The 14,627-nt window shown below is 69.9% G+C and carries 10 protein-coding genes and 1 pseudogene; 7 read left to right on the forward strand and 4 right to left on the reverse strand.

What is annotated here, in order from left to right:
• The 4 genes and pseudogenes from OTB19_RS24800 to OTB19_RS24815 all read right to left on the reverse strand — a co-directional run.
• A pseudogene (locus tag OTB19_RS24800) lies at positions 1-306 on the reverse strand (hypothetical protein); the annotation flags it as partial.
• On the reverse strand, positions 303-833 hold the full coding sequence (locus OTB19_RS24805; protein WP_267800604.1) for a SigE family RNA polymerase sigma factor: 531 nt from the start codon (positions 831-833) through the stop codon (positions 303-305). The pseudogene OTB19_RS24800 and the gene OTB19_RS24805, both read right to left, overlap by 4 nt.
• Positions 834-961: 128 nt before the next feature.
• A complete protein-coding gene (locus OTB19_RS24810) occupies positions 962-1,915 on the reverse strand; it encodes an expansin EXLX1 family cellulose-binding protein (RefSeq protein ID WP_324289568.1) in 954 nt (317 codons plus the stop codon).
• Between the two features lie 171 nt (positions 1,916-2,086).
• Positions 2,087-4,735, reverse strand: a complete 2,649-nt coding sequence (locus OTB19_RS24815) for an RICIN domain-containing protein (RefSeq protein WP_267800606.1) — start codon at positions 4,733-4,735, stop codon at positions 2,087-2,089.
• Positions 4,736-6,210: 1,475 nt separating this feature from the next.
• On the opposite strand from OTB19_RS24815, the gene OTB19_RS24820 reads away from it, so the two are divergent.
• From OTB19_RS24820 to OTB19_RS24850, 7 genes are all read left to right on the forward strand, one after another.
• The gene (locus tag OTB19_RS24820) at positions 6,211-7,200 is read left to right on the forward strand and encodes a LacI family DNA-binding transcriptional regulator (RefSeq protein WP_267800662.1); all 990 of its coding nucleotides are present in this window, start codon (positions 6,211-6,213) and stop codon (positions 7,198-7,200) included.
• Between the two features lie 288 nt (positions 7,201-7,488).
• Positions 7,489-8,481, forward strand: coding sequence for an ABC transporter substrate-binding protein (locus OTB19_RS24825; protein WP_267800607.1), 993 nt, complete (start codon positions 7,489-7,491; stop codon positions 8,479-8,481).
• Between the two features lie 73 nt (positions 8,482-8,554).
• Entirely contained in the window at positions 8,555-10,090 is a 1,536-nt protein-coding gene (locus tag OTB19_RS24830) for a sugar ABC transporter ATP-binding protein (RefSeq protein WP_267800608.1), read from the forward strand.
• A complete protein-coding gene (locus tag OTB19_RS24835) occupies positions 10,087-11,133 on the forward strand; it encodes an ABC transporter permease (protein WP_267800609.1) in 1,047 nt (348 codons plus the stop codon). The genes OTB19_RS24830 and OTB19_RS24835 overlap by 4 nt, the downstream gene beginning before the upstream one ends.
• Positions 11,130-12,104, forward strand: a complete 975-nt coding sequence (gene yjfF, locus OTB19_RS24840) for a galactofuranose ABC transporter, permease protein YjfF (RefSeq protein WP_267800610.1) — start codon at positions 11,130-11,132, stop codon at positions 12,102-12,104. Before OTB19_RS24835 ends, yjfF begins: the two co-directional genes overlap by 4 nt.
• Before the next feature lie 113 nt (positions 12,105-12,217).
• Complete coding sequence (locus OTB19_RS24845) at positions 12,218-13,951, forward strand: ribulokinase (protein WP_420716902.1); 1,734 nt, start codon at positions 12,218-12,220, stop codon at positions 13,949-13,951.
• Complete coding sequence (locus OTB19_RS24850; RefSeq protein ID WP_267800612.1) at positions 13,948-14,619, forward strand: L-ribulose-5-phosphate 4-epimerase; 672 nt, start codon at positions 13,948-13,950, stop codon at positions 14,617-14,619. Before OTB19_RS24845 ends, OTB19_RS24850 begins: the two co-directional genes overlap by 4 nt.
• The last annotated feature ends 8 nt before the right edge of the window (positions 14,620-14,627 follow it).

Genomic DNA, 14,627 nt, shown 5'->3' on the forward strand with positions numbered 1-14,627 from the left:
GGTGGGGGGAGCCGACGGCGTCGGACGGGAAGGAAACGTCGGGGACGGGGTCGCGGGGGTGGTGGCGCTGTCCGACGGTGGCGGAGTCCGGACGATGCCCGCGACCGCGAGACCACCCGTGGCCAGGGTGGCGGTGATGGCGAGGCCTGCGAGGGCGGCCTTGGGCCAGGATCTCGCGATGGACGGTGTGCGGTGACGGACGGTGCCGTCGGCCGCGCCGCGTTCCAGGCGGGCCAGCATCCGGGCGCGATCGGGCTGGTGGGCCTCGGCGGCGTCGCGCAGCCGACGGGTGATGTCCTCGTTCACCGGTTCCTCCTCCCCGCCACCAGGTCGCCGACCGCTCGTGTGCCAAGTATCCGTTCCAACTCGGCCATTCCCTTCGAGGTCTGGCTCTTGACCGTACCGACCGATATGCCCAGAACCGCCGCGGTGTCCTGCTCCGACAGGTCGAAGGCGTGGCGCAGCACCACGCACGACCGCTTGCGGAACGGCAGCCGGGCGAGCGCCGTACGTACGTCCAGCACGGCCGCCACGTCCGGCCCCGCCACCTGCTCCGGGCTGCGGGACCAGAACAGCGCGATCCGGCGCCGCTCGCGCACCGCACTGCGGATCCGTTCCCGCGCCATGTTGGCGACAACGCCGCGAGCGTAGGCGAGCGGGTGGTCAGCCTTGCGAAGCCGGTCCCAGCGCTGCCACAGGGCGACCAGGGCGTCCGCGGCAAGGTCGTCGGCCGCGTCCGTCTCGCCTGTCAGGAGATGGGCGAGACGGGCCAGTTCGGCGTAGTGGCGTTCGAAGAAGTCGTGAAACTCCGCGGACGCGTCATGAAGGAGCATCTCCCTCGGTCGCCCTCTCCCTGCTATGTGCGCGTTAACAATCGGCTCGAGCGTAACAGTGCCCGTCACCGCGGCCGGACAGTGGCCGACCGCGGGGGCAGATCTGTGACGGTGGGTGGACGGCACGGTCAATGCCGGGCGAACTGGACGCGGGTCTGTTGCGAGACGTCCGGTTTCAGTGCGATCCCCTCGACGGTCAGTTGTTCTCCGTAGAGGTCGGTGACCCTGATCGCTCCGCCGCATCCGCTGCCGTCGGCGGAGAGGAAGTAGTTGTAGTCGGTGCGGGGCAGCTTCCGCCAGCCGGTGGCGGTCCGGAGCTCGAGCACCGCCACCGGGTTCCGGTGCCCGACCACCTGGACGCCGCACCAGGAGCGGCTGGACCCGGTCTTGTACCGGATGGAGAGGTTGTCGGGCGCGGCGGGGCTCAGCAGCGTCCAGGTGACCGGGATCCGGCCGAGTGAGGGGTTCGCGAGTTTGGCGAAGGCCTGTTGGCTGAGGTCGAGTTGCCCGGGTCCGCAGGGCAGGGGGCACTCGTTGACGATCCGCACCGTGATGGAGTTCCCGTTGGCGGCGCGGACCAGCACGTACGCCCCGCACGCCTTGGCCGACTCGTAGTCGGTGTGGTTCATCGCCGCGATCATGAGATCACCGGACGGTCCGTACAGGCAGGCACCATTGCCGTCACCCGCGGCATAGGACGTCGCGACTCCCCGGTAGCTGACCGAGGGCTTGATCCGTCCCGACGAAGAGGCTGCCGACTCCGTGCGTGCCGGCCTGGAGGCCGAGGGCGTCGGGACACTGGCGGCTGACGGCGGGGGCGGGCTCGTGACCGTCGGTTGCGTCGATGCGGTCGCGGCGCCGACCACTGCTGGCGACGACCCGGAACTGGACGGTGCGTTCGTTGGGGCAGCCGCTACGGATGCGTCGGCGGGAAGCCCGGCACCGGACCGGCTCCCGGGGAGGAGCGTGAGGGCCAGGCAGGCCAGCGCACCGACGGCCATCACCGCCAACGGAATGCCGACGGCCGCCCCGCGTCTGCGCCGCGGCCGCGGAGCACCGTGTTTCGTTGTCCTCATGCCCATCCGTTCGGTAGATCGAGTCGACGTCGCACTTCTCAGTGGCCGCCGAAGGCGAAAAGGTTGCCGCTCCGGTCCGGTCCGGTCCGGTCCGGTCCGGTCCGGTCCGGTCCGGTGCCGATATCGCCGAGACCGGGGCGGGCGCCGCGCACGGCCGCCCGCCCCGGCCCGAGGCGATCAGGACATGTCGCCGTACACCACGCCACGGCCGTAGCCGCCCAGGTAGACCCGGCCGTACACGTCCGGGTCGCCGATGATGACGGAGATGACACTCCCGCCGAACCGGTGCTGGTCGTCGTTGATTCGGACCCAGGTCGAACCGCCGTCGATGGAGCGGAACACCCCGGTGACGCCCTTCAGCGTCCCGCTGAGGTAGAGGGCCTGGTAGGTGGCGCCCGGGGCAGGCTTGCCGAAGCCGACGCCGTGCGCCTGCTGCACGCCGGCGAGCTTGTTGAAGCTCGCCCCGCCATTGGTGGAGTGCAGTAGTCCGTTGCTTCCGCCCGTGATCCACAGGTCACCGGCGACGCCCGGGGTCGCTTTGAGCTGGCCGTCACCCAGGCCGGTGGCCCGGGCGGTGAAGCTCTTGCCGCCATCGGTGCTGGCGTGCAGAGTGCCGCCCTTGAGGGCGTAAAAGGTGTTCGCCGCGGAACGGTCGGCCACCACGGCCGTGTCCGTGGGCAGACCGGAGGCGGCTGTCCAGGTCGAACCGCGGTCGGTAGAGCGGAAAGGTCGCTGGCCCGCGGGGGTCCAGACGACGACGGCGCCATCCGCCGAGACCGCCACGACCCCGCCGCCCGCTCCGCGCACGGGTTCCCCGGCGAACGGCGTCCAGCCGGCCCCGCCATCGGTCGAATAGGCGCCGTGCTGCTCGCCACCGAGACCGACCCGGACCACGAACCCCGGCTTCGCCTGGGCGAAGTCGATGCCGGTGGTGTTGGAGAACAGCGGCCCGGAGAGCGCTTTGGCGGGCACCTTGGTCAGGTCCTCGTGCCGGAATCCGCTGACATCGCCGAGCGCACTGATCAGCGGGAGGCCCGGGGGCTTGATCAGCCCGAGGACCGCGGTCTCCTCCAGCCCCTTGGCCGGGACCGTCCAGTGCGTGGCACCCCCCTTGTCCGCCGCGGTCACGTCGTTGCTGCCCCATATCCCCGACCCGGTGCCGTACAGCACGTGCCCGGAGTCGAAGGGGTTGATGGCCAACGCGCCCATCCAGTGCCCGATGCCCGTGCCCACGTACGGCGCCGCGGAGTTGTCCCGCACCGAGGTCGCTCCGAGTGCCTTCCAGGAGGCGCCGCCGTCGGTCGACCGGTACACCTCGTCCGAGGGCCACCAGCGGTCCAGCGTGGTAACCATCACCGTGGACGGACGCTGCGGATCGACGGCCAACCCGGCGAAGCCGTAACTACCACTGGACGGCGAAATGTTCTTCCAGGCCCCGGCGGCCGGGGTGTACTTCCACACCGAACCGGCCGTCACCCCGTTCGGGCCCGGGGCGTTGGTGTACGTGAGATACAGCGAGCCGTCGCCGGACAGCACACCGTGCTGCGGCAGCTGCCCTGTGGGCTGGCCGGCCACGGCCTGCCAGCTGCTGCCGCCGTCGGTGGAGCGGTACAGCGAGGTGGTCTTGTCGGCCACCCCGACGTAGATCGTCCGGCTGCCGGCCGGGCCGAAGGACACGAAGGACAGGCCGACTCCGCTGCTCGCACCGTCCTTGACGGGGAAGGCGGTGACCTGGCTCCAGGTCACGCCGTAGTCGGTGCTGCGCCAGAGCCCGTTCTTGCGGGTGCCCAGGTAGAGCGTGCCGTGGTTGGCGGGGTCCACCGTCAGGCGCTCGCCCATGGACCGGCCGTCCTCGTTGCCGCCCAGTTTGAACGGCAGGTCGGTGCGCTGGAACGTCTTGCCCTGGTCGGTGGAGCGGAGGATCGCGCCGTTGCCCGCCCAGTCGTTGGTGTAGGTGCCGCTCGCGAGGTACAGGCGATTCGGGTCGACCGGGTCGGTCGCCAGGCTCTCGATCCCGAGCAGGTTCCAGTCGGATCCACCGATCCAGTCGGTCAACGAGGTCCATTGGGCGGCGGTCGCGTCCCAGCGGTACGCGCCGCCGATGTCGGTCCGGGCGTACAGCAGGTCCTTACGGGCGGGGTTGAAGACCAGCCCGGTGACGAAACCGCCACCGACGATCTGCGCGTTGTGCCAGGTGTACCCGCCCGAGCCGACGGCCTTCACCAGCCGCCACTGCTGGTTGGTGCTGCCTCGGTCGGCGTACTGGATGAGCGGCACACCCTCGTTGCTGGAGCCGCCCCACACGTCCAGGACCATGCCGCTGCTCCGGGAAACGAACTTCACCGCCCCACCGCCCACGTCCTGCATCTTCCACTGCTGCGCGGCGGAACCGCGGTCGGTCTGCTGCTCGACGGCGGCGGCCGACCCCGTGGAAGCGCCGCGCACTCCGAGGACCTTGTGGCTGCTGCGGTTCTCCAGCTCGTAGTAGCCGTCCCCCGCCTGCCTCAGCCGCCACTGCTGACTCGCGGCACCTGCCATGCGGCTCGCCTGCCGTATCCATACGCCGTCCGACGTGTCCGCCCCCGGCACGTCGAGCACCTTGTCGCTGCGGACGGACGCCAGCGTGTAGTAGGCGTCGGCATCCACCGTCGCGGCGTTCGAATCGGCCTGCACGAACAGCAGGTAGGGGCCGAGGACTCCAGGCACGCCCAGCATCAGGCCGATCGTTATCCCGCGCCGGCGGTGGCGCCCTCGCGTACGCCGCTCGCCACCGGCCGCGGCCTTGCGCCGGCTGCGGCCGTCCGCCGTGGGATCCGTCTCGTTCATGGGGGCTACTCCTTCTTCGGCCCTGCCCCGTACAAGCGCTCAGGTCAGCGGTGCGCGGCGGCATGCGGCGGGGGATCGGGCGACCTGTGGGTGTGATCGCCTTCTGGTTTGCCCGTCAGTTGCCGCCGCTCCGGAAAAGGTTGCCGCCCGCCGAAAGTCCGGTCCCGGGCCACTGAGACCGCATCGTTCCAGCGTCAGATCGGGGAGGGGGGAGGGCTGTCGCCGTCCGCTCAGTAAGTCAGCCGACGTGCGCGGCGGTTTCCGACGGCAGGCTGGGCGAAGGCTGAGACCTCATCGGAGGAACTTCGCCAGCGTGGGGCGCCGTTGAGCAGGTCCAGCGGCCCGCGGCGAAAGAATCGGGACCAGGCCGCGGTGAACACGATGGCTGGGCCGGAAACGGTCCGGATCTTGGCGCGCTCGGCGCCCGGAGAGGCAGGCTTCGGGTGCGGTGGGATGTGTGTGTGGGGGGGCGACCGGGTGGGCACGGGCACGGCGCTGTGGCGGCTCCTGCCGCCTGGGGCCGTCGACGCGGGCTTGATGGCTCTCGCCGCACTCGCACCTGGATCAACCACTTCGACGAGAGGACCCCCGCGGCCGTGCCGGACTGTTGCTGCGCAGGCACTCTCCGTTGACCCATCTTCTTGGTCGAACTGCAGGCCCCCGTATGGCCCGACTGAGACCCCCACCCAGGCACGTTCGGCCGCCCCGTCACACTCCGCACCCAGAAAGGTCCCGGAGACACGACGGCAATCACCCAAAGCCATCGTGTGACTGCCCTGGGTGGCTGGAGTGGGCGTTGCCTGTAACGGACCACACCCACGGCGATGAATTTCCGCCTGTCGGCGGGGGCGATTCCGCTGATCGGCGGGGTGACCACCGGCGCACGTTGTACTGGGACGAATCGAGACCGAGTACAACGTCACCCCTATCGAGACCCGGGCCTTGACGACTCACGATCTCACCCCCCCCAGCACAACGGCGGCGGAGGAGGGACTGCCAGGTCTCCTGGGGGAGGCTGCGTGAGGGCCGCCCGGTGGCGGCTCGCAGATCGAGCAGGGCGGTCTTGCCGGAGTCGCCGAGAACGAACTGCTGGTCGCTGCAGGAGGTCTCGTCGGTGTCACCACGGGACCTCTTGAGGTGCAGCGGGAGGCGAAGGCGGGGTCGGAGAGCGCGGCGACGATGCGACGCGGGCCGGGGCCCTGGCCGGGGACGTGGGAGAGGCGAGGACGAGTTGCGCGGACCTCGCAGGCTGCGACAGGTCATGTGATCGCGAACAAATACACTCTCGCGAGCACTCATGAGACAGTCGTCGTGTCTGCGAAGCCCTGCGCCATCGGCCGGATCCCGACAGCGGTCCAACCGCCGAGCGCCGTCACTCGTAGGCACTGAGCGGCTGTGATCCGCACTGGTACGACCGGATGAGGGGGCCTTGAGTGGGAACTGCAAGCACCGAGCCGGAGTCCCGCCAGCCTGTGATGGCGGATGTGGCGCGGGTCGCCGGCGTGTCCCACCAGACCGTGTCCCGGGTGCTGAACGGTGCACCGCACGTCCGGCCCGACACCCGGGACCGGGTGCTCGCCGCCATCAGGGAGCTGGACTACCGCCCCAACTCGGCAGCCCGCGCGCTGGTCACCCGCCGCTCCCAGACCCTGGGGGTGGTCAGTTTCGGCAGCGCACTCTACGGGCCCGCCTCGATGCTGGACGGGATCGAGCAGGCCGCGCGCAGTGCGGGGTACTTCGTCAGCGTCGCGAGCCTGCGTTCGCTCGACAGCCGCTCTGTACAGGAGGCGGGGGACCGGCTCCGCGACCAGGGCGTGGAGGGCATCGTCGTCATCGCGCCGCAGATCTCGGCGGTGAGCGCGGTGGCGAAGCTGTCCAGCGCGGTGCCGGTGGTCGCGGTCGGGTCGGGCAGCCAGTCCCGAGTGCCGATGGTCGCCGTCGACAACGAGTCGGGCGCGATGGCAGCCACCCGACACCTGCTCGACCTCGGGCACGCCACGGTCCACCACGTCGCCGGCCCGTCCGGCTGGCTGGAGACCAAGACCCGACAGGACGGCTGGCGCAAGGCCCTCGAGGCCGGCGGCGCCGAGGTGCCACCGGTACAGAGCGGCGACTGGAGCGCGAGGTCCGGGTACGAGGCCGGACTACGGATCGCCGAGGATCCTCTGGTCACGGCGGTCTTCTGCGCCAACGACCACATGGCCCTCGGCCTGCTCCGCGCGTTCCATGAGGCGGGACGGGCGATTCCGGGGGACATCAGCGTGGTCGGGTTCGATGACATTCCCGAAGCCGCGTACTTCGCCCCGCCGCTGACCACCGTGCGTCAGGACTTCGGCGAGCTGGGACGCCGCGCTCTTGAGCTGCTGGTGGAGGAGCTGACCGGCGTCGGCCACGCCCGCAGCCACGTGCTGATCTCGCCGGAGATGGTGCTGCGGCGCAGTGCCGGCCCGGTGGCGCGTCGATAGCCGGCAGCGCGCGGACGGCCTGGTCAAGATTGGGTAACGGCATGGTGGCCCCCTTGCCCATGGAATTGTGAGCGTTAACAATCTCACTCAAGCGAAATGGCACCGCTACATCCCGTTCACATGGACGGCGCGGACCGCACCGCCGCCTGCACCAACGCCGCACCGGGCGCCTATCGCCCCCGACGGTGTTTCCACCGCCTCCCGCGCCGGTCGGCCTGCCCGGTCGATCTGCCCGCGGTCGATCCGTCGGCGCCGGGAGCGGCCTCCCCACTCGAGAGGAATCCCACGATGTCCAAGAGAGCTGCGGCGGCCCTGGCCGCCGGCACGATGGTCGCCGTTCTGTCCGCTTGCGGTTCCGGCGGCGGCACCGGTGGTGGCTCGGCCGACGGCAAGGACTCCGGAGGTCGGCTCACCGTGGGCTTCTCCCAGGTCGGCGCGGAGAGCGGGTGGCGCACGGCCAACACCAAGTCCGTCCAGGATGCGGCCAAGAAGGCCGGGATCACGCTGAAGTTCTCCGACGCCCAGCAGAAGCAGGAGAACCAGATCAAGGCCATCCGCTCGTTCATCCAGCAGAAGGTGGACGTCATCGCCTTCTCGCCGGTGGTCGAATCGGGCTGGGACACCGTGCTCAAGGAGGCCAAGGCCGCCCACATCCCGGTCGTTCTGACGGACCGCGCGGTGGACTCCAAGGATGAGTCGCTCTATGCCACCTTCCTCGGTTCGGACTTCGTCGAGGAGGGCAAGAAGGCCGGCGACTGGCTGGTGAAGGAGTACCAGGGCAAGACCGCCCCGGTGAACATCGTGGAGTTGCAGGGCACCACCGGCTCCGCCCCGGCCAACGACCGCAAATCGGGCTTCGCCGACGTCATCAAGACGGACCCCAAACTCAAGATCACGGCCTCCCAGACCGGTGACTTCACACGCGCCAAGGGCAAGGAGGTCATGCAGGCCTTCCTGAAGTCCCAGCCGAAGATCGACGTGCTCTACGCACACAACGACGACATGGCACTCGGCGCCATCCAGGCCATCGAGGAAGCCGGCAAGAAGCCCGGTACCGACATCAAGATCATCTCGGTCGACGGTGTCAAGGACGCCTTCACCGCGATGAGCCAGGGCAAGATCAACGTCCTCGTCGAGTGCAACCCCCTCCTGGGCGACCAGCTGATGGACCTGATCAAGAAGGTCAAGGCCGGCGAACAGGTGCCGCGCCGGATCAAGACCGAAGAGGGTGTCTTCACCCAGGACCAGGCCGCGGCCGCCCTGCCGACCCGCCAGTACTGACCGGCCCGGTGACCAGGGGCTACCCGGATCCGACCCGGCCGGCCCCGGTCGCGACCACGAGAGGAGGGGGCGGATGCCTGCGCACCGTGCACAGCAACCGGTCCTGGAAGTACACGGGATCCGCAAGGAGTTCCCGGGCGTGGTGGCTCTGGACGGGGTCGACTTCCGGCTCTTCCCCGGCGAGGTGCACGCCCTGATGGGTGAGAACGGCGCCGGCAAGTCCACGCTGATCAAGGTGCTCACCGGCGTCTACGCGTCGGACGGCGGCGAGGTCGTGCTGAGCGGCCGGCCCGTGCACATCCCCGGCCCGCTGCAGGCGCAGCAGGCCGGGATCAGCACGGTGTACCAGGAGGTCAACCTCTGCCTGAACCTGTCGGTCGCGGAGAACATCTTCGTCGGCCGTGAACCGCGCCGCCTCGGACTCATCCACTGGTCGGCCCTCCGCCGCCGCGCCGCAGAGCTGGTCGCCGACCTCGACCTGGACATCGACGTCACCGCCCCACTGGGCAGTTACTCGATCGCGGTCCAGCAACTGGTCGCGATCGTCCGGGCGGTGGACGTCTCGGCCAAGGTGCTGATCCTGGACGAGCCGACCTCCAGCCTGGACCGCGACGAGGTGCGGCAACTATTCGCGGTGATAGGCCGGTTGCGCGACCAGGGCGTGGCGATCCTGTTCGTCTCGCACTTCCTGGACCAGATATACGAGATCTGCGACCGGATGACCATCCTGCGCAACGGCAAGCTGGAAGGCGAGTACCCGATCAGTGAGTTGAGCCAGGTCGAACTGGTCGCCCGCATGATCGGCGGCGAACTGAGGAGCCTGGAGGAGCTGTCGGGCACCACTCGTCACGAGGCCGCCGCCGAAGCCGGAACCATGCCGTTCCTGAGCGCCGACGGCCTGGGTCGCACCGGCGCGATCGAGCCGTACGACCTCACCATCCAGCCCGGTGAAGTCGTAGGATTTGCAGGGCTGTTGGGGTCAGGGCGTACGGAGGCGGCCCGCCTGCTGTTCGGTGCCGACCGCAGTTCCCAGGGCTCGGTGCGGATCGAGGACGCCACCGTCGCGCTGCGCACGCCGCGCGCCGCGATCTCGTACGGGATCGCCTTCTGCTCGGAGGACCGCAAGAACGAGGGTCTGGTGGCGGAGTTGACGGTACGCGAGAACATCATCCTCGCCTTGCAGGCGGCCCGCGGCTGGACGCGTCCGCTCTCCCGCTCCAAGCAGGACGAGATCGCGCTGCGCTGGATCCGGTCACTGGACATCCGCCCGGACAACCCCGAGGCTCTGGTGCGCCATCTCAGCGGCGGCAACCAGCAGAAGGTACTGCTGGCTCGCTGGCTGATCACCGACCCCAAGCTGTTGATCCTCGACGAGCCGACCCGGGGCATCGACATCGGCGCCAAGGCCGAAATCCAGAAGTTGGTGGCCTCGCTGGCCCGGGACGGCATGTCGGTGCTGTTCATCTCGGCCGAGCTGGAGGAAGTGTTGCGGCTCAGCCACCGGGTGGGCGTGCTGCGGGACCGCCGGCTGGTCGCAGAGCTGCCGAACGACGGATCGCTCACTCCCGAGCGCATCATGGCGACGATCGCGAGCGGAGCCCGGTCATGACCAAGCACCGCCTCTTCTGGCCCGCCACCGTGCTCGCGGCCCTGCTGCTGGCCAACGTGCTGTTCACTCCGGACTTCTTCGCGATCCGGGTCAAGGACGGGCACCTGTACGGGAGCCTGATCGACATCCTCCACTTCGGCGCCCCGCTGATCCTGGTGGCGCTGGGCATGACGCTGGTCATCGCGACCAGCGGCATCGACCTCTCGGTCGGCTCCACCGTCGCCATCGCGGGCGCGCTGGCCTGCCTGCACATCAGCGGCGCGGCCGACCCGGCAAGCCCGGGCACGGTGTTCGGCGCCGTCGCCATCGCCCTGGCGGTGGCCCTCGTCCTGGGGCTGATCAACGGCGTACTGGTGGCGGGGGTCGGTGTCCAGCCGATCATCGCCACCCTCATCCTGATGGTGGCCGGACGCGGTGTCGCCCAGCTGGTGACGGACGGCCAGATCGTCACCGTCACCAGCGAGCCCTACAAGCTGATCGGCGGCGGTTACTGGCTCACCATGCCGTTCGCGATCCTGCTCGCGGTCGTGGTGGTGCTGCTGACGTCGCTGCTGACCCGGCGTACGGCGCTCGGGCTGCTGCTGGAGTCGGTCGGCGGCAACCCGGTCGCCAGCCGCCTCGTCGGCATCCGGGCGATGGGCCTGCTATGCCTGGTGTACGTCTTCAGCGCGCTGTGCGCCGCGGTCGCCGGGCTCATGATCAGCTCGAACGTCTCCAGTGCGGACGGCAACAACGCCGGGCTCTGGATCGAGCTGGACGCCATCCTCGCCGTGGTGGTGGGCGGCACCGCGCTGACCGGCGGCCGGTTCTCGCTCGGCGGCACGGTGATCGGTGCGCTGATCATCCAGACCCTGTCCACCACCGTCTACACCATCGGCATCCCGCCGGAGACCACCCTGGTCTTCAAAGCCTTCGTGGTGATCGCGGTCTGCCTGATCCAGTCACCCGCCTTCCGGGCCAAGGCCGCGCGCCGACGGGCCCGGACCGGGCGCGGCACGAGGCCGCGTCCGCTGACGACAGAGAACACGGAGGTGGGGGCATGAGCGCGATCACGGCTGCGCGTGGCCGCGCGTACATCCCGCTGCTGGTCACATCGGCCCTGCTGATATCGATGTTCGGTGCCGGATCCGTCCAGTACGACGGATTCTTCTCCGGGCAGGTGCTGCTCAACCTGCTCATCGACAACGCCTTCCTGCTGGTGGTCGCCATCGGGATGACCTTCGTGGTGCTGACCGGAGGGATCGACCTGTCGGTCGGCGCGATGGTCGCACTGTCGACGATGATCTCCGCCTGGCTGGTGGAACAGCACGGCTGGCCGCCGTTGCTGGTGATCCCGCTGGTCCTGGCGGTGGGGACGGGCGCCGGGCTCGCGATGGGATGGGTGATCCACTCCTTCGAGATCCAGCCGTTCATCGTGACGCTCGCCGGCATGTTCCTGGCCCGTGGCCTCTGCTACACGATCAGCATCGACTCGATCTCCCTCACCGACCCGGCTTATACGGCCTTCGCCCAGACCCGGATCCCCCTGCCCGGCGACCTGTTCGTCTCGCCGAGTGTTCTGATCGCGCTGGGTGTGCTGGTGATCGCCTTCGTGGTCCTGCACTACACACGGCTGGGCCGGAACGTGTACGCGCTGGGCGGCAGCGAGCAGTCGGCCCGGCTGATGGGGCTCCCTGCCGGGCGGACGAAGATCGCCGTGTACGCCGTCAGCGGCTTCTGCTCGGCGCTCGGGGGAGTACTGCTGACCTTTTACATGCTCTCCGGCTACGGGCTCCACGCGGTGGGCCTGGAGCTGGACGCGATTGCGGCCGTGGTGATCGGCGGGACGCTCCTGACCGGAGGGTCCGGATACCTGCTGGGGACCGCGCTGGGGGTGCTCGTGCTGGGCCTGATCCAGACCGTCATCAGCTTCCAGGGCACGCTCAGCTCGTGGTGGACCAGGATCGTGGTCGGCGGCCTGCTGTTCGTCTTCATCCTGCTCCAGCGCCTGATCGCCGGCCGTCGCAAGGTCTGATCGGCTGAAGGCGAGCCCGCCCTTGACAGGCCAATTGTTAGCGCTAACCATCGCCGGACGATGCCCCGGCGGCATCGCTGCGCCCGCTCGGGGCTCCGTACGAAGGATGTGAAGTGACCGTGACCCCTCCCCCCCAGACCGCGGAGAGCCATGTCGTGGGTGTCGACTTCGGCACTCTCTCCGGCCGGGCCGTGGTGGTCCGCGTACGCGACGGCGAGGAGGTCGGCTCCGCCGTCCACGTGTACCCGCACGGCGTCATCGAGCGTGAACTCCCCACCACCGGTCAGCCCCTGCCGCCCGACTGGGCCCTCCAGCACCCCGAGGACTGGCGCGAGGTGCTGCGCACCGCCGTCCCCGCCGCAGTGGCCGCGAGCGGCATCGACCCGGCCGCCGTCATCGGCATCGCCACCGACTTCACCGCCTGCACCGTCCTCCCCGTACGGGCCGACGGCACCCCGCTCGCCGAGACCGCGCTGGGCGTTCGCCCGCACGCCTGGCCCAAGCTCTGGAAGCACCACGCGGCCCAGAGCCAGGCCGACCGCATCAACCACCTCGCCCACCTGCGCGCCGAGAAGTGGATCTCCCGCTACGGCGGCAAGATCTCCGCCGAATGGCAGTACGCCAAGGCGCTCCAGGTACTCGAGGAGGACCCGGACACCTACGCCGCCACCGAGCGCTGGATCGAGGCCGCGGACTGGATCGTCTGGCAGCTCGCAGGCGTCGAAACCCGCAGCACCTGCACGGCGGGATACAAGGGCATCCACCAGGACGGCCACTACCCCAGCGAGGACTACCTCGCCGCCCTGCACCCCGATTTCGCCGACTTCGCGCGCACCCGGCTGGAGCATCCGCTGTCGCCGCTGGGATCCCGGGCCGGCTCCCTCACCGCCGAGGCGGCCGCCTGGACCGGGCTGCCCGAGGGCATCACCGTCGCCACCGGCAACGTCGACGCCCATGTCGCGGCCCCTGCCGCCCAGGCCGTCGAGAACGGCCAGCTGCTCGCCATCATGGGCACCTCCACCTGCCACGTCGTCAACGGCCCCGCCCTCGCCGACGTCCCCGGAATCTGCGGAGTCGTCGACGGCGGCATCGTCGAGGGCGCCTACGGCTACGAGGCCGGGCAGAGCGCGGTCGGCGACATCTTCGCCTGGTGGCTGCGCCAAGGCGTGCCGACCCACTACCGCGCAGAGGCCGAAGCCACCGGCGAGGACCTGCACCAACTGCTGTCCCGCAAGATCGCCGACCAACCCGTCGGCGGCCACGGCCTGGTCGCCCTCGACTGGATGAACGGCAACCGCTCCACCCTGGTCGACCACCACCTCTCCGGCGTCATCGTCGGCCTCACCCTCGCCACCCGCCCCGAGGAGATCTACCGCGCCCTGCTGGAGGCCACCGCCTTCGGCACCCGCACCATCATCGACGCCCTGGAGCAGGGCGGCGTCCCCGTCACCGAGTTCATCGTGACCGGCGGGCTGAAGAAGAACCCCCTGCTCATGCAGATCTACGCCGACGTACTGCGCCGCCCCGTCTCCCTCGCCGAGTCCGCCCAGGGCCCCGCCCTCGGCTCCGCCATCCACGCCGCCGTCGCCGCCGGCGCGCACCCGGACGTGCGCACCGCGGCCGCGGCCATGGGCCGGGTACGGCGCGGCGCCTACCAGCCGGACACCGCGCGCGCCGACGCGTACGACTGCCTCCACGCCGAGTACCGCGCCCTGCACGACCACTTCGGCACCGGCCCCGACAAGCTCCTCCACCGCCTCCGCGCCCTGCGCAACGCGGCGCTCACCGCCCCGCGAACCGACCCCGAGGCCACCCCGGCCGCCCAGAAGAGCGAGGTCCGACCATGAGTTCCCCGATCGATCTGCTGCGCCGCCAGGTCAGCGACCTCCACCAGGAGCTGGTGCGCTACGACCTCGTCGTCTGGACGGCCGGCAACGTCTCCGCCCGCGTCCCCGGCGAGGACCTGCTGGTGATCAAGCCGAGCGGCATCTCGTACGACGAGCTGACGCCCCGGAACATGATCCTCTGCGACCTGGACGGCAAGGTCGTCGAGGGCGACCAGTCCCCGTCCTCGGACACCGCCGCGCACGCCTACGTCTACCGCCACATGCCCGAGGTCGGCGGAGTGGTCCACACCCACTCGACCTACGCGAGCGCCTGGGCCGCGCGCGGCGAGGCCGTGCCCTGCGTCCTCACCGCCATGGCCGACGAGTTCGGCGCCGAGATCCCCGTCGGCCCCTTCGCGCTGATCGGCGACGACTCCATCGGCCGCGGCATCGTCGAGACCCTCCGGGGCCACCGCTCACCGGCCGTCCTGATGAAGAGCCACGGCGTCTTCACCATCGGCAAGGACGCCAAGGCCGCCGTCAAGGCCGCCGTGATGTGCGAGGACGTCGCCCGCACCGTCCACATCTCCCGCCAGCTCGGCGAAACCCTGCCGATAGCGCAGGACGACATCAATCGCCTCAATTACCGCTACCAGAACATGTACGGCCAGCAGCCCACTGACCGCTAAGGAGACTC

It is taken from the genome of Streptomyces sp. H27-H5 (assembly GCF_026627505.1).
Lineage (GTDB): Bacteria > Actinomycetota > Actinomycetes > Streptomycetales > Streptomycetaceae > Streptomyces.

What these genes read in the sequence shown, in the direction of transcription:
- OTB19_RS24805 (WP_267800604.1), bottom strand. Translation starts at nt 833, where the DNA reads ATGCTCCTTCATGACGCGTCCGCGGAGTTTCACGACTTCTTCGAACGC.
- OTB19_RS24810 (WP_324289568.1), bottom strand. Translation starts at nt 1,915, where the DNA reads ATGGGCATGAGGACAACGAAACACGGTGCTCCGCGGCCGCGGCGCAGA.
- OTB19_RS24815 (WP_267800606.1), bottom strand. Translation starts at nt 4,735, where the DNA reads ATGAACGAGACGGATCCCACGGCGGACGGCCGCAGCCGGCGCAAGGCC.
- OTB19_RS24820 (WP_267800662.1), top strand. Translation starts at nt 6,211, where the DNA reads ATGGCGGATGTGGCGCGGGTCGCCGGCGTGTCCCACCAGACCGTGTCC.
- OTB19_RS24825 (WP_267800607.1), top strand. Translation starts at nt 7,489, where the DNA reads ATGTCCAAGAGAGCTGCGGCGGCCCTGGCCGCCGGCACGATGGTCGCC.
- OTB19_RS24830 (WP_267800608.1), top strand. Translation starts at nt 8,555, where the DNA reads ATGCCTGCGCACCGTGCACAGCAACCGGTCCTGGAAGTACACGGGATC.
- OTB19_RS24835 (WP_267800609.1), top strand. Translation starts at nt 10,087, where the DNA reads ATGACCAAGCACCGCCTCTTCTGGCCCGCCACCGTGCTCGCGGCCCTG.
- yjfF (WP_267800610.1), top strand. Translation starts at nt 11,130, where the DNA reads ATGAGCGCGATCACGGCTGCGCGTGGCCGCGCGTACATCCCGCTGCTG.
- OTB19_RS24850 (WP_267800612.1), top strand. Translation starts at nt 13,948, where the DNA reads ATGAGTTCCCCGATCGATCTGCTGCGCCGCCAGGTCAGCGACCTCCAC.